This window comes from Halomonas sp. SL18_1, from assembly GCF_055755715.1.
In genome coordinates this window covers 2891062-2908845 of record NZ_JBVTRK010000001.1, presented here as the reverse complement: position 1 = coordinate 2908845, position 17784 = coordinate 2891062, and the positions used below count along the sequence as shown (strand labels likewise).

Sequence of the window (17784 nt, the reverse complement as noted above, 5' to 3'; positions counted from 1 at the left end):
GAACGCAAGCGGGGCGGCCGTGGCCGCCCCGCTGGAGAGGAGGAGTCGCGGCCTACTGGGCCAGCTTCTTCTCCAAGTAGTGGATGTTGATGCCACCCTGCCGGAAATAGCCGTCCCGTACCAGGTCCTTGTGCAGGTCGGTGTTGGTCTTGATGCCCTCCACCAGCAGCTCGTCCAGGGCATTACGCATGCGCGTCAGGGCGGTCTCCCGGTCGGCGCCCCAGGTGATCAGCTTGCCGATCAGCGAGTCGTAGTGGGGCGGCACCGTGTAGCCGGTATAGACGTGGGAGTCCATGCGTACGCCCAGGCCGCCCGGCGGATGGTAGAGCGTGACCTTGCCCGGCGAAGGCATGAAGGTGCGCGAGTCCTCGGCGTTGATGCGGCACTCGAAGGAGTGCCCGTTGAGCGTGACCTCCTCCTGGCTGACCGAGAGCGGCAGGCCGGAAGCGATGCGCAGCTGTTCGCGGACGATATCCACGCCGGTGACCATTTCGGTGACCGGGTGCTCCACCTGGACGCGGGTGTTCATCTCGATGAAGAAGAACCGGCCGTCCTCGTAGAGAAACTCGAAGGTGCCGGCGCCGCGATAGCCGATGGTGATGCAGGCCTCGCGGCACGCCTCGAGGACTTCGGCGCGGGCGGTCTCGTCGATCCCCGGCGCCGGGGCCTCCTCGATCACCTTCTGATGGCGCCGCTGCAGCGAGCAGTCGCGATCGAAGAGGTGAATGGCGTTGCCCTGGCCGTCGGCGATCACCTGGACCTCGACATGACGCGGGTTCTCGAGGAATTTCTCCATGTAGACGGTGCCGTCGCCGAAGGCCGAGTGGGCCTCGGTGCGGGTCACGGTGACCGCCGAGAGCAGATGGGCCTCGGTGTGCACCACGCGCATGCCGCGCCCGCCGCCGCCCGCGGCGGCCTTGATGATCACCGGATAGCCGATGCGCTTGGCGATGGCGACGATCTCGCCCTCGTCGTCTTCCGGCAGCGGGCCGTCGGAGCCGGGCACCGTGGGCACGCCGGCCTTCTTCATCGACTCGATGGCGCTGACCTTGTCGCCCATCAGGCGGATGGTCTCGGCACGCGGGCCGATGAAGGTGAAGCCGGAGCGCTCGACCTGCTCGGCGAAGTTGGCGTTCTCGGAGAGAAAGCCGTAGCCGGGGTGGATGGCGCTGGAGTCGGTGACTTCGGCAGCGCTGATCAGCGCCGGAATGTTGAGGTCAGGACTGGGCCGAGGGCGCCGGTCCGATGCACACGGCCTCGTCGGCCAGGCGCACGTGCATCAGCTCGCGGTCGGCCTTGGAGTGGACCGCGACGGTCTTGATGCCCAGCTCCTTGCAGGCGCGCAGGATGCGCAGGGCGATCTCGCCGCGATTGGCGATGAGAACCTTGTCCAGCATGATGGGGTCCGCCAGTATCAGTGGAAAGATCAGGAGATGACGAGCATCGGCTGGTCGAACTCGACCGGCTCACCGTCCTCGACCAGGATCGCTTCGATCACGCCGTCGCGATCGGCCTCGATCTGGTTCATCATCTTCATGGCCTCGATGATGCACACCGTGTCCCCCTTCTTGACGCTGGAGCCTACCTCCACGAAGGGCTTGGAGCCCGGGGCGGGGCTGCGATAGAAGGTGCCGACCATCGGCGAGGTGACCGCGTGGCCCTGCGGAGCCGCGGGCGCCTCTTCGGCCGGCTCCTGAGCCGGGGCGCTGGGCGCGGCCGCCGGGGCGGGCTGGGGCATCGCCATCGGCTGGGGCATCGGCGCCTGCTGCCAGCCGGTGCCATTGGGGTGGCGGCTGATACGCACCGACTCCTCGCCTTCCTGAATCTCGATTTCGCTGATGTTGGATTCTTCGAGCAGCTCGATCAGTTTCTTGACCTTGCGGATATCCATGACGTGTCTCGATCGGTGGGTAGTTGGCGGCCGCCGGGAGCTGTTAACCCGGCTTCAAATTAGATAGATACCGGCAAGATGGTGAACATTGCCGACGCTATCGGCCGTTAATAAGCGTTGTCGCGGGAGTTTGCCTAAAATCAAAGGGGATGTCCAGCGCCCGGGAACAGCGTTCGATGACGCTCGCCGAGCGCGCCAGGGTGGCAGTCGGGAGGGGGTTCAGCTGCGGCGGCCGTTGAGCCAGTCGAGCACCCCGTTGAGATGGCTGGCGAACTCGCCGGCACGTACCTCGCCTTGAATCCGCGCCTCGCGAATCTCTTCGTCACCCTCGAAGAACATCAGGCTGGGCGGGCCGAACAGTCCGAAGTGGTCCAGCAGCTCGCGGGTCGCCGCGTTGCTGCGGGTCACGTCCACGTTGATGCGGGCGAACTCGGCCAGCGGCTCGGCCACGCCGGGCGCCGGGTAGACGCTGCGCTCCATCTGCTTGCAGGAGATGCACCAGTCGGCGGTGAAATGGACGAAGGCGGGGCGGCCCTCGTCATGGCTGGCGAGCAGGGCGGTTTCCAGCTCATCGAGCTGGGTCACGGTGGTGATCTCGACGCTCTCAGCGCTGCCGGACTGGGCCAGAGGGGCGGCCAGCGGGCGCAGCGGGTCGTGGGCGCCGCGGGCCGCACCGATCACCAGGGCAATGCCCAGGCCAGCAGCAGCAGTCCTGCCGCCTGGCGAACCCTGGGCCAGCCCTGGGGCAGGTTCAGGGTCAGGGCGCCCAGGGCCAGAGCGGTGGCGATGGCGAGTGCCGCCCACAGCAGCAGCGCTACCGGACCGGGCACCAGGCGTTCGACCAGCCAGATCGCTACGCCCAGCATCAGGATGCCGAAGGCGATCTTGACGCCGTTCATCCAGGCGCCGGTGCGCGGCAGGGCGGTGGTGCCGTAGGTACCCACCAGCAGCAGCGGCACGCCCATGCCGAGTCCCAGGGCGAGCAGGGCGCTGCCGCCCATCACGGCATCGCCGGTAGTGGAAATGAACACCAGGGCGCCGGCGAGCGGTGCCGAAACGCAGGGGGACACCACCAGCACCGAGAGCGAGCCGGCACCGGCCAGGCCCAGCGGGCCGCTGCGCTGAGCGCGGGCCTGCCAGGCATCGACGCGTCCGGCCAGCCGAGGCGAGAGCCGCAGGTCGAAGGCGCCGAACATGGCCAGGGCGAAGAGCACGAAGAGGATGGCGAAGACGATCAGTACGGGCGGCGACTGCAGGTGGGCCTGCAGGTTCAGGCCGGCGCCGAACAGGCCCATCAGCACCCCCACGACCGCGTAGGTCAGGGCCATGCCGGCAACATAGCTGAGCGAGAGCACGAAGGCGCGGGGCCGGCTGGGATTCTGGCCGACGATGATCGAGGAGAGGATCGGCACCATCGGCAGCACGCAGGGGGTGAAGGTCAGCCCCAGCCCGGCGAGGAAGAACAGGCCCAGCGCCAGCGGCAGGCTGGCCTCGCGAATCAGGGCGTTGAAACGGCCATCCTCGCTCAGCGGGGCGGCCGGGGCGGCGGTGCTCGGGCCCCCCCATCGCCCGAATCGCGCCAGCCGACGAAAGCCGCGGGCATGGCCCCCTCGTTGGCCTGCAGGTCGACCTGTTCGGGCGGATAGCAGAGCCCGGCATCGGCGCAGCCCTGGAAGCTCACCGTGATAGCCAGCGGGCCCTCGGCGCCGTTCTCGATGGGCGCCTCGAAGACCACCCGGTCGTAGAAGACGTAGACATCGCCCAGGAACTCGTCGGACTTGAACTCGCCCGATGGAATGCTGGGCTCGCCCAGCGCCAAGGCGCCATCGGCACCCTCGACGTCGAGCCGGTGACGATAGAGGTAGTAGCCCTCGGCATTTTCGAAGCCGATATAGAGGGTGTCGCCGTCATGCCAGGCGCTGGGCTGGAAGGCCTCCATCACCGGCAGGAAGTCGCCCTGGTTGCTCGACGAGGAGGAGAACCACTGGGCGTGGGCGGCCAGCGGCAACAGCAGGGTCAGCAGCAGGGCGCAGAGGCGGGCAAGGTGGCGAACGGTCAAGACGGTCATCCTTTTCGAAGCAGAACCGGTGCGCTGCTAAGACCCGGCGAAACTGGCCGAGTTCAGCGGCGAAGGGCGCACGAGGACGTTGCCCTCAAGGATACCCCACCTGGCAGCGGCTGTTGACCACAGGTGGGTGCGCGCCTTTGTCGCGCCTCGCCCACAACGGCAACGGGCCGCCCCAGAGGGCGGCCCGTCTCGTAAGGCGTGGTGCTGGCTTAGGCTTTCTCGTAGGCGGCAACGGCCTTCTCGATGGCCTTGCGGGCGGCCTCGGCGCCTTCCCAGGACTCGACCTTCACCCACTTGCCCTTCTCGAGATCCTTGTAGTTCTCGAAGAAGTGGGCGATCTGCTGGCGCAACAGCTCGGGCAGGTCGGTGATCTCATTGACATCGTCGTAGAGGCTGGAGAGCTTGGCGTACGGGACGCAGACCAGCTTGGCGTCTTCACCCGCCTCGTCGGTCATGTTGAGAATGCCCACCGGGCGGGCGCGGATGATGGCGCCGGCCTGCACCGGGCAAGGTGTCACCACCAGGGCGTCCAGGGGATCGCCGTCGTCGGCCAGGGTGTGGGGGATGAAGCCGTAGTTGGCCGGGTAGAACATCGGCGTGGCGAGGAAACGGTCCACCAGCAGCGCGCCCATGTCCTTGTCGATCTCGTACTTGATCGGCGAGTGGTTGGCGGGGATCTCGATCGCCACATAGACGTCGTTGGGCAGATCCTGACCGGCGGGAATCTTGTCGAAGTTCATGATCGCTTCCTTCGGTTGGCGAAAGGGGATGGGCCGGAAATTTGGCAGGATTATACGGAGCCCGTCTGGGGATTACCAATGCGACATAGGTGAGAGCCGGTTTGGGCTTTGGTTGACAAGCTGGTGATGCGCCAAGGGTGTATCATGGCCCGCGCGAGGGAGCGCCCGGCTGCGCTGCGGCGGGCGCGGACGAATCCGCGGAATCATAAGGAGCGTGTCTTGGCATCTTCCCAGCTGGCATTGAGCGTTGGACAAGCCTTCGTGGCACCGGACCGGCGTCGCCACCGCAGCTCCATGTCGGTGCGTATCCCCGATGACAGCGGCCAGCTGGCGGCCAAGGGGGCCTGCGCGCTGATCAGCGATACCAGCTCCCGCAACGCCATCGCCAAGCAGGCCGGCGATCTCAGCGTGCGCGGCTTTCTCGCCGACTACTTCTCGACCCCGGACCACTGGGACGTCAAGACCTCGGCGACCCGCGTGCTGCGTGCGCTGAACGGCTGGTGCTACAGCCAAAGTCACTACGTCGAGGGCGGCAGCTATGTCGCGGCGCTGTCGGCGATGGTCTACCGCGCCCATGATGCCCACCTCTTCCATATGGGCGATACCCTGGTGTTTCGCCTGCGTGGCGCCGAGTTCGAACAGCTCTCCCGCGACCACATCACCGACCTGGGCGGCTACCGCTACCCCTCGCGGGCGCTGGGGCTCGACGGCAGTATCGATATCGACTACCTGCGTCTGCCCCTCAAGCAGGGCGATATCTTCCTATTCACCACTCAGGCGGTGCGCGGGACGCTGATGCCCTCGGACTATGTGCGGCTGATACGCCAGGATGCCAGCGACCTGGACGCGGCCTGCGAGCGCCTGGCCCAGGCGGCACGGGAGCGCGCTCAGTCCCGGGGCTACGGGGCCGATCAGTTCTGCTTTCAGCTGGTGCGAATCGACCAGCTGCCCGAGGCCGAGCAGGATCATCCCGGACGCATCTATGGCGACCTGCCGATTCCCCCGAGCTCTCTCCGGGGGAGCGCATCGACGGGCTGGAGATCCAGGAGGTGCTGTCGCGTACCGCCCAGTCGCGGGTCTATCGCGTTCGCGATACGCGTACCGAGCGCGAGATGGTCATGAAGGCGCCGAGTCCGGAGCTCTCCAATCGCAACGCCTATCTCGAGCACTTCCTGCTGCAGCAGTGGGTCGTGGAGCGGGTCAAGTCGCCCTTCGTGGCGCGGGTGATGGAGCCCTCGCGGCCACGCCGCCACCTCTACTACCTGATGGTCTACGTCGAGGGGGAGACCCTCACCGCCTGGGCGCGCCGCCATCCCCAGGCGAACCTGGCCCAGCGGTTGGATATCGCCGTCCAGCTGGGCAAGGCGGTGCAGGCGCTGCACCATCGCGACCTGCTGCACCAGCGCATCCACCCCGACAACGTGCTGATCGATGCCCATGGCCAGGTGGTGCTGTCCGACTTCAGCGCCTGCCACATGCGCGACGTGGACGGGCACCGTCGCTCCCGGGAGCTGGCGCGCCAGGTGGGACTCAGCGAGCACAGCGCCCCGGAATATGCGCTGGATGATCCGGTGGGGCGGCGCAGCGACCAGTACTCGCTGGCCTCGACCATCTACTGGCTGCTGACCGGCGAGCTGCCTTATGCCCTGGCACCCAACCGGCTGCGCAGCCATACCGACCTGGAGCAGCTGAGCTACCGCAGTGCCCGCACCCGCAATCCCGAAGTGTCTCCGGCGCTGGATGATACCCTGCGGCGGGCCCTGGACCCGCAGCGTTCGCTGCGTTTCCGGCGCATGTCGGAGCTGCTCTATGCGCTGCGCCATCATGATGGCCAGAAGGCCGACCCGCCCGGCGGCTCTCGGCTGCTGCGAGAGCCGGCCAACTTCTGGCAGGGTGTGGCCGGTATTCTGCTGCTGCTGCTGGTGCTGTCCTGGCTGCTTCGATGACGCCCTTTGCAGGTTCGAGGTTCGAGGTTCGAGGGCCTTGCGTCTCGTTCCTCGCGCCTCGCTTCTCGCCCCTCGCCCCTCGTACCTAGTCCCTCGCTCCTGTCAGATCTTGAACTCGGGCAGTTTACGTTCCGCCTTGGCCAGCTTGAGATGGGCGACCTTGGGCAGGCCGTTCTCGAAAGGCGGGAAGTCCTCGCCCTGGATCAGCGGCGAGAGGTACTGGCGGCAGGCGTCGGTGATGCCGAAGCCGTCCTCGCGAATGAACTCGCGTGGCATGAACTTCTCGCGGTTGGCAACCTCGGCCAGGGGGGCGGCCTCGATGGCCCACTCGTAGGGGCTATCGCTGGTGCGCTTGATCGCCGGCATCATGGCGTTCTTGCCCTCGATGGCCAGCTCCACCGCTTTCTCTCCCACGGCGTAGGCCTGCTCCACGTCGGTCTTCGAGGCCAGGTGGCGGGCGGCGCGCTGCAGGTAGTCGGCCACTGCCCAGTGGTACTTGTAGCCCAGGTCCTGCTTGACCATGCCGGCCAGCGTCGGGGCCACGCCGCCTAGTTGACGGTGGCCGAAGGCGTCGGTGTTGCCGGAGTCGGCGAGGAAGGTGCCGTCCTCGTAGCGGGCGCCCTCGGAGACCACGATCACGCAGTAGCCGTACTTCTGCACCGCCTCCTCGACCCGCGCCATGACCGCCTCGCGGTCGAAGGCCACCTCGGGGAAAATTACCAGGTGGGGCGGCTCGCCTTCACCCTCGCCGGCCAGCGCTCCGGCGGCGGCGATCCAGCCGGCGTGGCGTCCCATCACCTCGAGCACGAACACCTTGGTGGAGGTGGCGCACATGGAGGCGATGTCCAGGGAGGTTTCCAGGGTCGAGGTGGCGATGTACTTGGCCACGCTGCCGAAGCCCGGGGAGTTGTCGGTGATCGGCAGGTCGTTGTCCACGGTCTTGGGCACGTGGATGGCGGTCAGAGGATAGCCCAGCTTCTCGGAGAGCTGGGAGACCTTGAGGCAGGTGTCGGCACTGTCGCCGCCGCCGTTGTAGAAGAAGTAGCGGATGTCGTGAGCGCGAAAGACCTCGATCAGCCGCTCGTACTGGGTGCGGTGAGTCTCGATGTCCTTGAGCTTGTAGCGGCAGGAGCCGAAGGCGCCGCCGGGGGTATGGCGCAGGGCGGCGATGGCCTCGTCGGACTCCTGGCTGACGTCGATCAGGTCCTCGGTGAGGGCGCCGATGATGCCGTTGTGACCGGCATAGACCTTGCCAATGCGGTCGGAATGCCGGCGGCAGGCCTCGATCACGCCGCAGGCGCTGGCATTGATCACGGCGGTAACACCGCCAGACTGGGCATAGAAGGCGTTATGCTGGGCCATGGGGCTTGCGTGCTCCGGGTCGCGTGCAGGGGGATGGGCGGTTTTCACGGGTCGGTGAAACGGCGCGATAGTCTAGCCGAAAGCGGCCGAGGCTGCATCCAGCCTCCCTCTCGCTGTAGGCAGTGGGCCACTCGGTGCTTATCTGGCGACAAGCCTTCGAGGAGGCGCTGTGAATACTTCCCTGTACGCTACCGATTCCCTGCTTCGCTCTCGCGTCCCGCTCCGCTTGCAGGACCGGTGCTGGCCATCCATGGCCAGCCCGTTCGAAGCAGTGCTTCTCACCCCTGGAATCGGACCTCCTCTTCAGCTTGCCCCAGCGCCCTCGTTTTCTCAATTGCGCGAGACCGGTGGACGATCTTGCTGCTCGCTGGCCGCTGGAGGGGCTCCCGGTGCCATGCTAGTCTCGCCTCACCCTGCCGCGGTGGGAGGCCGCGGCGCAAGTAGGCAGTCAGGAGAGCGCATGCACGTCCATATCCTCGGTATCTGTGGCACCTTCATGGGCAGTCTGGCGCTTCTGGCGCGTGAGCGGGGCTTCACGGTCAGCGGCTCGGATGCGGGCGTCTATCCGCCCATGAGTACCCAGCTCGAACAGGCCGGTATCGCGCTCTGCGAGGGCTATGCCGCCGACAATCTGAGCCCGCGCCCGGACCTGGTGGTGATCGGCAATGCGCTCTCCCGGGGCAACCCCGAGGTGGAGGCGGTGCTCGATCTCGGCCTGCCCTATGTCTCCGGGCCCCAGTGGCTGGCCGAGCAGGTGCTGCCTGGGCGGCGGGTGATCGCCGTGGCCGGTACCCACGGCAAGACCACCACGGCGAGTCTTCTCGCCTGGCTGCTGGAATCCGCGGGGCTGGCGCCTGGCTTTCTGATCGGCGGCGTGCCGCGCAATTTCGGCGTTTCGGCCCGCCTCGGCGCGCCGGGTAGCCCCTTCGTCGTGGAGGCCGACGAGTACGATACCGCCTTCTTCGACAAGCGCTCCAAGTTCGTCCACTACCGCCCCGAGATCGCCGTGCTTGGCAATCTCGAATTCGACCATGCCGATATCTTCCCCGACCTCGCCGCCATCGAGCGCCAGTTCCACCACCTGGTGCGCACCGTGCCCGGCAAGGGGACGCTGCTGGTGGCCGACGGCGAGTCGGCGCTCGAGCGGGTGCTCGCGCAGGGCTGCTGGACGCCGGTGGTGCGCTTCGGCTGCGAGGCCGAAAGCCCCTGGCGCTTCGTGCTGGAGCGCGAGGACGCCAGCCGCTTCCGGGTGATTCACCAGCAGGGGGAGGGCGCCGGGCGCATCGACGAGGATGCGGTGGTCGACTGGCCGCTCACCGGCGCCTACAACGCCCGCAATGCCCTGGCCGCCCTGGCGGCGGCACATCTGTGCGGCGTCGACCTGGCGCGGGGCTGTGCGGCGGCGGCCCGCTTCGAGACCCCCGGCGACGCCAGGAGGTGCGCGGCGAGATCGCCGGCATCCAGGTGATCGACGACTTCGCCCATCACCCAACGGCCATCGCCGCCATCCTCTCGGGCCTGCGTGCGGCCACCGCCCGGGGTCGGCTGCTGGCAGTCATCGAGCCGCGCTCCAACACCATGCGCCTGGGCACCCTGAGCGCGCGACTGGCCGAGAGCGTTGCCGCTGCCGATGCGGCCTTCTGGTATCAGCCGCCGGGGCTTGACTGGTCGCTGGCGCCGGTGGTCGAGGAGAGCCCGGTGCCGGCACGCCTGACCCAGGACCTGGAGGCCCTGGTGGCGGAGCTGGTGGCCGAGGCGCGTCCCGGTGACCGCATCGTGGTGATGTCCAACGGCGGCTTCGGCGGCATTCACGAGAAACTCATCGCTGCCCTGGAGGTGGCTCATGGCTGACGAGAGAGAGGCGGCGGGCTTCGAGGAACCGGTGACCGTGGCCCTGACCGGCGCCTCCGGTGCCCAGTATGGCCTGCGCCTGATCGAGGCGCTGGTGGCGGCCGATCACGAGGTCTGGGTGATGATCTCCAAGGCCGCGCACCTGGTGATTGCCACCGAGACCGATAGTGAACTTCCGGCCCGTCCCGAACGGCTGGCCGAGGCGCTCGCCGAGCGCAGCGGCGCCGCCCCGGGACAGATCCGCTGCTTCGGGCGCGAGGACTGGATGGCGCCGGTGGCCTCCGGCTCCGGCGCGCCCTCGGCCATGGTCATCTGTCCCTGCTCCACCGGCACCCTCTCGGCGGTGGCCTGTGGTGCCAGCAACAACCTGATCGAGCGCGCCGCCGACGTGGCCCTCAAGGAGCGTCGCCGGCTGATCCTGGTGCCGCGGGAGACGCCGCTCTCGGCCATTCACCTTGAGCATATGCTCACCCTGAGTCGCCTCGGGGCGGTGATCCTGCCCGCCGCGCCCGGCTTCTACCACCGGCCGCGGGGGGTCGAGGACCTGGTCGACTTTATCGTGGCACGCATCCTCAACCAGTTGGGGATCGGGCACCGCCTGATGCCGCGCTGGGGGAGCCCGGCGCGAGCCGCTGAGTCGCGCGGGCCTACGTTGCGACGAGCGCGGCTCGCTATTGACATCAGCCAGTAACGCCACCCGGCTAGCCTGCCGATTCTCAAGGATGAAAGGATGAGGTGCTGAGGATGATCAAGCTGTCGCTGCTGTCGGTGTTCGTGCCGACCTTCCTGTTCGTATCGCTGACCCCCGGCATGTGCATGACCCTCTCGATGGTCCTGGGCATGACGCAGGGGGTGCGGCGCACCCTGTGGATGATGGCCGGCGAGCTGATCGGGGTGGGGCTGGTGGCCCTGGCGGCAGGGGCCGGCGTCGCCGCCCTGATGCTGCGTCAGCCGGAGCTGTTCGCGCTGTTCAAGTGGGCCGGCGGCGCCTATCTGGGCTATCTCGGGGTGATGATGTGGCGCTCCCGGGGGCGCATGGCGATTCCCCTCGAGCGCGTCGAGCTCCCCCGTGCCTCCCGCGGGCAGCTGGCCCTGCAGGGGTTCGTCACCGCGGTGGCCAATCCCAAGGGCTGGGCCTTCTTCGTGGCGCTGCTGCCCCCTTTCTCGACGCCTCACGCCCGCTCGCCGGCCAGCTGATGGTGCTGGTCGGGGTGATCCTGGCCATCGAGTTCCTCTGCCTGCTGCTCTATGCCGCCGGCGGCCAGGGGCTTCGGCGGCTGCTCGGCGACAGCGGCAATCTGCGTCTGCTCAACCGTATCGCCGGCTCGCTGATGGTGGGGGTCGGGCTCTGGCTGGCGCTGGGGTGACCCGGCTTCGCCGGGAACTATAAAAGACTCTTCGCAGACTGGCGTGAACTGGCCTGTGGGAGGGAGCTTTAGCTCGCGAAGTAGCGCGCAGCGCTACCCAAAGGGCGCCTGCGGCGCCTTCGCCCGGCAGAGCCGGCCTCCTACCTTGAAGCTTGCCAAAGATGTTCACGCTAACGTGCGACGAACCTTATAAAAGGCCATAAGCGTTAAGCTGTGAGTGAAACCATTTCTGCGTCGAGGTTGGAGAGCAGCCTCATTGCTTACGGCTTACGGCTTACGGCTTACGGCTTACGGCATACGGTTCATACCGGCGGTAGCCAGGCGATACGCGCCGACACCAGCACCAGCGAGGCGGCGGCCAGCGCCACCCAGGGGCAGGGAGTGAGCGTCGGCCGGACCCGGCGCAACCAGGCTAGCCGCACCAGGGCGCAGACCACCAGGCCGAGCAGCGCCCCGCCGATGAGATCGCTGAGCCAGTGCACCCCGATCACCAGGCGCGATAGCGCCATGGGCACGGCGAGGGCGATGGCCGCCCAGTAGGCCCAGAAGCGCAGACGATGGGGCAGCTCCTGGGCGATGAAGGCGGCGGCCAGTCCGTAAAGCACGACCGCGGTGGAAGCGTGGGCGCTGGGGTAGGCCAGCGAGCCGGTCAGGTAGTCCGGGGTCTCGGGGCGTGGGCGGCCGATCAGCGCCTTGCCCAGGGTGTTGAGGGCGGCGATGGCGCCGAGCCCGGCGCCGAGGTGCAGCAGGGCATCCCGTCGCCGCCTGGTCAGCAGCCACAGCGACCACGGCAGAATCAGCGCCACGATACCGTAGGTGTCGCCGATGCGCGCCAGTCCCTGTCCGGCGGCGTCCAGCCAGGGGAGGGTCAGGTCCGCAAACAGGGCATGCACCGTCAGATCCATGCTGAAGGGGCCGGCCTGTCGGATGACCGCGATGGTCCAGCCTGAGAGCGCCGCCAGCGACACGATCAGCAGCAGCCAGGAAGCCAGCGGGACTTCGTTGCGTGGACCGCGGGTCATCGCTAGCCACAGGCGCCGAGCGGCGGGGTGGCGGCCGGCCAGGCGGGCCAGGCCGCGGTAAGTGGCGCCGGCCCGGGTGACCTGATGGCGCAGCCAGGAGAAGGCCACTGCCAGGGCGACCACCAGCAGCCCCAGGCCGATCAGCCACATCTCCAGGCCCGGGGGAGGTCGAGCAGCTGCTGCCAGGTCTGGCCCAGCAGGTAGCCCGGCAGCACATAGGCCGGCGCCCAGATCAGCGCCGAGGCCACATTAGCCCAGGTGAAGGCGCGCGGCGACATCTGCAGCATGCCGGCAATCAGTGGGATCACCGGTCGCACCGGGCCGACGAAGCGCCCGAAGAACACCGACAGGGTGCCGTAACGCTGGAAGAAGCGGGCGCCGCGGGCGAGCCACTCCGGGTGCTGGCGAAAGGGCCACAGGCGCGGCACCCGCTCTCGCTGGGTGTAGCCCAGTGCAAAGCTCAGGCCGTCGCCGACCACCGCGCCCACGAAGGCGGCCAGCAGCACGGCGGGAATGGCCAGCTCCTGGTGGCCGGCCAGGGAGGCGGCGGCGGTGATCAGCACCACGCCGGGAATCAGCAGGCCTACCACGGCCAGCGACTCGAGCAGGGCGATGATGCCGATGATCAGCAGCAGCATGCCGGGGGAGGGGGTGAGCTGGTACAGGAAGTCGGTCAGGCTCAAGCGTTAGCTCCTTGGGGGAAACTCTGCCGAAGGGAGGGGTCAGGCATCGGCGAGGCGCCGGGTGGTGGCGACCAGGCGCTGCTCGAAGCGCGGCCAAGCCTCGCCGGGCAGGCGCTGGCAGAGCTCCGTGGGGGCCTGCAGTGGTCCGGTATCCACCAGCACGGTGTGCGCCACGGCCTGCTTGATCCGTTGCTGAACCAACTGCGCCCCGCTCTCGCTGGTGTCCGGTAGCACCAGCCAGAAGCTGGCCGGGCCCTGGCGGCCGAGGAAGTCGTGGCGACGAGAGCAGCGGTTGACCTCTCGGCACAGGGCGTCGATCAGCGTCTGGTGCGTTCGAGGCCCGAACTGCTCACCCGCCATTTCCAGCTGCGGCAGATGGATGGCCAGCACGGCGAGCGGCTGATGGAGGAGCTCCGTGCGCTGGAACTCGCTGGCCAGCAGCTCGCGCAAGGCGGCCTTGGTCAGGGCGTTGCAGTGGGGATCACGGGGGTCGGTGGCCTCGACCAGTGCCTGCTGACGACGCTGTTCCCAGGGGATCAGGGTGGCGACCACCATCAGGGCCAGAAACCCCAGCGCCAGCTCGGCGTCGAGCTGGTCGTCGCCCAGCAGCATGAGCCAGATCGGCACCATCACCACGTTGAGCAGCATGGCGGAGGCCAGCGGAAGCAGCAGCAGGGTCAGCAGCGGTGCCAGGCCGAGCCACAGCGCTCCGGCGTCGCCGATGTGGGGCAGCTCCAGGGCGAGCATCAGGTAGCCGGCGATCAGAACCAGGTAGGCCGAGGGCCTGGCCCGGCTAGCCAGCGCCAGGCGCAGCAGGGCCGCGACCAGCATCAGCAGTGCCAGTACCGCCGGCACCAGAATGCGTGCGTAGTCCCCATCAGGTAGTGCCAGAAGGCGTAGCCTGCCACCAGCAGCGCACCGACGGCGTAGGCGGCGGCAAAGCGCCGGGCCGCCCACTGTTCATCTTCCGCCATGGCCGATCTCCATGTCGGTGGGGGCCTCGATCTCCAGCGAGGTGTCTTGGCGTTCGAGTCGCTGCAGCTGCTCCTTGAGGCTGCTGGCAGCGTTCAGGCTGACGAAGCGAGCCTTGGTCGGTGCCCGTAGCCGTTCCAGCAGCCCCCGGCGGCGCTGCGCGGCCTGGTTGACGTCACGGCTCAACAGCAGGGCCGCCAGGGTGCGATGGTCAAGGCGATAGCAATTCTCGAAGCCGTGGGTCTGGCGGCATAGCTCCTGGGCCGATGACCACAGCAGATGGCGCGGCGTCCTGATCAGCAGCAGCTCGCCATGCACGCCCTCGCGACGGCAGCGAGCGCGCTCCCGCTGCAGGTCGGCGCTGAGCTGCTGGGCCGACCAGAGCGAGAGCCCGGGAATGAGCCTGGCGCGTTGACGGGCCGCCAGCCGCAGCGGTTGGAGCTGGCGGTTATGGGCCATCCCGAGCAGCATCAGCGTCGCCAGCACCAGCCCCGAGAGTAGCGCCTGCTCGAAGCCCCAGAGGTCGTAGAGCGACCACCAGGTCAGGGTGGCCAGGGCGATGCTGAAGGCCAGCATCCAGCTCGGCTGGGGAAGCATCAGCAGGGCGGGCCAGACCCAGATCCACAGCGCATGGCGATGCGGGTCCGTCCACAGCAGGCCGGCCAGCAGCAGGCTCGGCAGCAGCTGCCAGGGGATCGTCGCCGGACGGCGGTGGCTGAATTCCAGCAGCGCCGCCGTCACCGTCAGCCAAGCCACCGCCAGCCATAGCAGCAGGGCGCTGGAGGCCAGCTCAGAACGGTAGGCCAGCACGGCCAGCAGCAGGGCCGCGGCCAGCAGGTTCAGCCGCATCCGGCCGACTTTGTACTTGCTTTGCATGGTGCCTTACTATGGAGCTCAACGCAGAGTCGCGCCAGTATAATGCCCGCCGCGCCGGATGGCGCCGCGGCCAAGGAGATTTCTTACCGCATGTCCGCTCACGTCACAGACACTCAAGGTTTCGTCGATGCCCAGGGTACCGGCGATGTCGACGCTTATATGACGCGCCTCGGCCAGGCTGCGCGCCAGGCCGCCACCCGTATGCGTCGCGCTGCCACCGCCGACAAGAACGCCGCCCTGCTGGCCATGGCCGAGCGGCTCGATGAAGCGCGCTCGGCGGTGCTGGCGGCCAACGCCGCCGATCTGGCGCGGGGACAGGACGCTGGCCTCGAGGCGGCCCTGCTCGATCGCCTGGCCCTCGACGAAGGGCGCCTGGACGCCATGATCGAAGGCCTGAAGCAGGTCGCGACGCTGCCCGACCCGGTCGGCGAGATCGACGGGCTGCGTGCGCGTCCCAGCGGCATCCAGGTGGGGCAGATGCGGGTGCCGCTGGGGGTGATCGGCATCATCTATGAGTCGCGGCCCAACGTCACCCTGGAAGCCGCCAGCCTGTGTCTCAAGTCGGGCAATGCCGCCATCCTACGCGGTGGCTCAGAGGCGCGCGAGTCCAACGCCGCCATTGCCGCCTGCATCGATGCCGGGCTGCGCGATGCCGGCCTGCCCGAGGCGGCAGTGCAGGTGGTGGCGACCACCGACCGCGCCGCCGTGGGGCGCCTGATTGCCATGCCCGAGTTCGTCGACGTGATCATCCCGCGTGGCGGCAAGTCGCTGATCGAGCGCATCAGTCGTGAGGCGCGGGTGCCGGTGATCAAGCACCTGGACGGGGTCTGCCACGTCTACATCGATGCCAGCGCCGATCCCGACAAGGCGCTGAAGATCGCCGTGAACGCCAAGACGCAGCGCTATGGCACCTGCAACACCATGGAGACGCTGCTGGTCGACGCGCCGGTGGCCGAGACGCTGCTGCCGCGCCTGGCCGAGGCCTACGCCGCCCACGGCGTCGAGCTGCGCGGCTGCACCCGCACCCGGGCGGTGCTGCCCCAGGCGGCCGAGGCCGGCGAGCAGGACTGGCACGCCGAATACCTGGCGCCGGTGCTGGCGGTGCGGGTGGTGGATGGCATCGAGGCGGCGATCGAGCATATCGAGCGCTATGGCTCCCACCATACCGATGCCATCGTCACCGAGCACTATGGGTTGGCGCGGCGCTTCATGGCGGAGGTCGATTCCAGTTCCGTGATGGTCAACGCCTCGACCCGCTTCGCCGACGGCTTCGAGTATGGCCTGGGTGCCGAGATCGGCATCTCTACCGATAAGCTCCATGCCAGGGGGCCGGTGGGCCTTGAGGGGCTCACCACTCGCAAGTACGTGGTCTACGGCGACGGCCAGGTACGCCAGTGAGCCAGAGGCCTCTGCGGCCCGTGGGCGAGCCGCCTTGTGCACCGCGTGTCGCCATGCTCGGCGGCACCTTCGACCCGGTGCACCTGGGGCATCTGCGCAGCGCCGTGGAGCTGCGCGAGGCGCTGGCCCTGGATCGGGTCCATATGATCCCGGCCGCCATGCCGCCGCTGCGCGGCGAGCCCCGGGTGGCCCCCGAAACGCGTCTGGCGCTGCTCGAGGCGGGGATCGGCGACACCCCAGGCCTCGTCGCCGATTCTCGCGAGCTCGACCGCGACGGCCCCTCCTACAGCGCCGATACCCTGGCGGCCCTGCGCGACACCTACGGTCCCGAGGCCAGGCTGGTGATGGCCTTGGGCGTCGATGCCTTCCTGCGCCTGGCCGACTGGCACGCGCCACAGCGACTCTTCGCCCTGGCCCATCTGGTGGTGATCGACCGCCCCGACTACCAGGCGTCGCTCTCTGCGCCCCTGGCCGAACTGATCCAGGGGCGCGAGGTCGATAGCGTCGAGTCCCTGATGCGGCACCCGGCGGGCGGGCTGCTGCGGCTGCGGCTTCCCACGCGAATGGCGATCTCCGCCACCGAGGTGCGGCGTCGACTGGCCAGCGGCGCCAGCGTGCGCTATCTGCTCCCCGAGGCGGTGGAGACGCGGATCCAGCGCCAAGGCCTCTATCGCAGCCCTTGAACGCTGCCAGCCGTGCCACAAGACGATACAATGGTCGCTGACCATGACTTCCCGTTGACGAGGGACTATGCACATCGATTCGCTCAGGACTCTGGTGGTGGACGCGCTGGAGCAACTCAAGGCCAAGGACGTGGCGATGTTGGACGTATCGCACCTCACCAGTGTCACCGACCTGATGGTAGTGGCCAGCGGCACCTCCACCCGCCATGTGGCGGCGCTGGCCAACAATGTGGTCGAGGTGGCAAAAGCCGAGGGACTTCAGCCTCTCGGCGTGGAAGGGGAGGCCGGCGCCGACTGGGTGCTGGTGGATCTGGGAGACCTGGTGGTGCATGTCATGCTGCCCGAGACCCGTGAGCTCTACGACCTCGAGCGCCTCTGGGCCGACCTGCCCAGCGATAGCGAGCGAGAATCGGAGCGCGGCGGAGCATGAGGGTTCGCCTGCTGGCGGTGGGAACACGGATGCCCGCCTGGGTGAACGAGGGGGTGGAGACCTATCGCAAGCGCCTGCCCCGGGACTTTGCCCTGGAGATCGAGGAGATCGCGCCCGGTCAGCGGGGAAGAATGCCGACGTGGCGCGTGCCGTCTCACTCGAGGCGCAGCGCATTCGCGAGCGCCTGCGCGATGACGATATCACCGTGGCGCTGGAAGTTGGCGGCAAACCCTGGAGCACCGAGCAGCTGGCCCAGCAAGCCGAAGGCTGGCGATTGGCGGGGCGCGACGTGGCCCTGCTGGTAGGCGGCCCGGATGGGCTGCTGCCGGCGCTGTCCGCCAGCGCCGATCAGCGCTGGTCGCTGTCGCCGCTGACGCTGCCGCATCCGCTGGTCAGGGTGATGCTGGCCGAGCAGCTCTATCGTGCCTGGACCCTGCTGGTGGGGCATCCCTATCACCGCTGACCGACGCCTGAACGCGTCCCTTTTGCGAGGTC

The 17784-nt window shown here is 68.2% G+C and carries 12 protein-coding genes and 6 pseudogenes; 8 read left to right on the top strand and 10 right to left on the bottom strand.

Annotation, left to right across the window (positions count from 1 at the left end; all coding sequences use genetic code 11):
* Positions 1-52: 52 nt before the first annotated feature.
* The 4 genes and pseudogenes from accC to ppa form a co-directional block, all read right to left on the bottom strand.
* Positions 53-1397: pseudogene (gene accC / locus ACSJDS_RS14815) on the bottom strand (acetyl-CoA carboxylase biotin carboxylase subunit).
* Between the two features lie 29 nt (positions 1398-1426).
* Positions 1427-1891: an acetyl-CoA carboxylase biotin carboxyl carrier protein gene (gene accB, locus ACSJDS_RS14810; protein WP_473033947.1), complete on the bottom strand. Its 465-nt coding sequence runs from the start codon at positions 1889-1891 to the stop codon at positions 1427-1429.
* 219 nt (positions 1892-2110) lie between these two features.
* A pseudogene (dsbD, locus tag ACSJDS_RS14805) lies at positions 2111-3959 on the bottom strand (protein-disulfide reductase DsbD).
* A gap of 209 nt (positions 3960-4168) precedes the next feature.
* Positions 4169-4699, bottom strand: a complete 531-nt coding sequence (gene ppa, locus ACSJDS_RS14800; protein WP_473033946.1) for an inorganic diphosphatase — start codon at positions 4697-4699, stop codon at positions 4169-4171.
* 219 nt (positions 4700-4918) lie between these two features.
* Between ppa and ACSJDS_RS14795 the strand changes: the two are divergent.
* Positions 4919-6645: pseudogene (locus tag ACSJDS_RS14795) on the top strand (bifunctional protein-serine/threonine kinase/phosphatase).
* Positions 6646-6747: 102 nt separating this feature from the next.
* On the opposite strand, the gene ACSJDS_RS14790 reads toward ACSJDS_RS14795, so the two are convergent.
* Positions 6748-8007, bottom strand: coding sequence for a 6-phosphofructokinase (locus ACSJDS_RS14790; protein WP_473033945.1), 1260 nt, complete (start codon positions 8005-8007; stop codon positions 6748-6750).
* 460 nt (positions 8008-8467) lie between these two features.
* On the opposite strand from ACSJDS_RS14790, the pseudogene mpl reads away from it, so the two are divergent.
* From mpl to ACSJDS_RS14775, 3 genes and pseudogenes are all read left to right on the top strand, one after another.
* Positions 8468-9858 (top strand): annotated as a pseudogene (gene mpl / locus ACSJDS_RS14785) (UDP-N-acetylmuramate:L-alanyl-gamma-D-glutamyl-meso-diaminopimelate ligase).
* On the top strand, positions 9851-10549 hold the full coding sequence (locus ACSJDS_RS14780; RefSeq protein ID WP_473033943.1) for a flavin prenyltransferase UbiX: 699 nt from the start codon (positions 9851-9853) through the stop codon (positions 10547-10549). The pseudogene mpl and the gene ACSJDS_RS14780 overlap by 8 nt, the downstream one beginning before the upstream one ends.
* A gap of 53 nt (positions 10550-10602) precedes the next feature.
* A pseudogene (locus ACSJDS_RS14775) lies at positions 10603-11225 on the top strand (LysE family translocator).
* 302 nt (positions 11226-11527) lie between these two features.
* On the opposite strand, the gene ACSJDS_RS14770 reads toward ACSJDS_RS14775, so the two are convergent.
* From ACSJDS_RS14770 to ACSJDS_RS14750, 5 genes are read right to left on the bottom strand one after another with little or no spacing between them, the layout of a single operon-like run.
* Positions 11528-12397, bottom strand: coding sequence for a phosphatase PAP2 family protein (locus tag ACSJDS_RS14770; RefSeq protein ID WP_473033942.1), 870 nt, complete (start codon positions 12395-12397; stop codon positions 11528-11530).
* Positions 12388-12930 carry a DedA family protein gene (locus ACSJDS_RS14765; protein ID WP_473033941.1) on the bottom strand — a complete coding sequence of 181 codons (543 nt, stop codon included), beginning with the start codon at positions 12928-12930 and terminating at the stop codon, positions 12388-12390. The genes ACSJDS_RS14770 and ACSJDS_RS14765 overlap by 10 nt, the downstream gene beginning before the upstream one ends.
* Positions 12931-12969: 39 nt before the next feature.
* Positions 12970-13785, bottom strand: a complete 816-nt coding sequence (locus ACSJDS_RS14760) for a diguanylate cyclase domain-containing protein (RefSeq protein ID WP_473033940.1) — start codon at positions 13783-13785, stop codon at positions 12970-12972.
* Positions 13761-13904, bottom strand: coding sequence for a hypothetical protein (locus ACSJDS_RS14755; RefSeq protein WP_473033939.1), 144 nt, complete (start codon positions 13902-13904; stop codon positions 13761-13763). The genes ACSJDS_RS14760 and ACSJDS_RS14755 overlap by 25 nt, the downstream gene beginning before the upstream one ends.
* Complete coding sequence (locus ACSJDS_RS14750; RefSeq protein ID WP_473033938.1) at positions 13891-14778, bottom strand: hypothetical protein; 888 nt, start codon at positions 14776-14778, stop codon at positions 13891-13893. The genes ACSJDS_RS14755 and ACSJDS_RS14750 overlap by 14 nt, the downstream gene beginning before the upstream one ends.
* Before the next feature lie 90 nt (positions 14779-14868).
* On the opposite strand from ACSJDS_RS14750, the gene ACSJDS_RS14745 reads away from it, so the two are divergent.
* From ACSJDS_RS14745 to rlmH, 4 genes and pseudogenes are all read left to right on the top strand, one after another.
* Positions 14869-16176, top strand: coding sequence for a glutamate-5-semialdehyde dehydrogenase (locus ACSJDS_RS14745; RefSeq protein ID WP_473033937.1), 1308 nt, complete (start codon positions 14869-14871; stop codon positions 16174-16176).
* Positions 16177-16229: 53 nt separating this feature from the next.
* Entirely contained in the window at positions 16230-16859 is a 630-nt protein-coding gene (gene nadD / locus ACSJDS_RS14740) for a nicotinate-nucleotide adenylyltransferase (RefSeq protein WP_473033936.1), read from the top strand.
* Between the two features lie 67 nt (positions 16860-16926).
* Positions 16927-17289 (top strand): ribosome silencing factor, encoded by a 363-nt coding sequence (gene rsfS / locus ACSJDS_RS14735; protein WP_473033935.1) that lies wholly within the window; start codon positions 16927-16929, stop codon positions 17287-17289.
* Positions 17286-17752, top strand: a pseudogene (gene rlmH, locus ACSJDS_RS14730) (23S rRNA (pseudouridine(1915)-N(3))-methyltransferase RlmH). Before rsfS ends, rlmH begins: the two are co-directional and overlap by 4 nt.
* The last annotated feature ends 32 nt before the right edge of the window (positions 17753-17784 follow it).

Coding starts and splice junctions, on each gene's coding strand:
- accB (WP_473033947.1), bottom strand. CDS start 1,891: ATGGATATCCGCAAGGTCAAGAAACTGATCGAGCTGCTCGAAGAATCC.
- ACSJDS_RS14790 (WP_473033945.1), bottom strand. CDS start 8,007: ATGGCCCAGCATAACGCCTTCTATGCCCAGTCTGGCGGTGTTACCGCC.
- ACSJDS_RS14755 (WP_473033939.1), bottom strand. CDS start 13,904: ATGGCGGAAGATGAACAGTGGGCGGCCCGGCGCTTTGCCGCCGCCTAC.
- ACSJDS_RS14770 (WP_473033942.1), bottom strand. CDS start 12,397: ATGTGGCTGATCGGCCTGGGGCTGCTGGTGGTCGCCCTGGCAGTGGCC.
- nadD (WP_473033936.1), top strand. CDS start 16,230: ATGCTCGGCGGCACCTTCGACCCGGTGCACCTGGGGCATCTGCGCAGC.
- rsfS (WP_473033935.1), top strand. CDS start 16,927: ATGCACATCGATTCGCTCAGGACTCTGGTGGTGGACGCGCTGGAGCAA.
- ACSJDS_RS14780 (WP_473033943.1), top strand. CDS start 9,851: ATGGCTGACGAGAGAGAGGCGGCGGGCTTCGAGGAACCGGTGACCGTG.
- ACSJDS_RS14750 (WP_473033938.1), bottom strand. CDS start 14,778: ATGCAAAGCAAGTACAAAGTCGGCCGGATGCGGCTGAACCTGCTGGCC.
- ppa (WP_473033946.1), bottom strand. CDS start 4,699: ATGAACTTCGACAAGATTCCCGCCGGTCAGGATCTGCCCAACGACGTC.
- ACSJDS_RS14745 (WP_473033937.1), top strand. CDS start 14,869: ATGTCCGCTCACGTCACAGACACTCAAGGTTTCGTCGATGCCCAGGGT.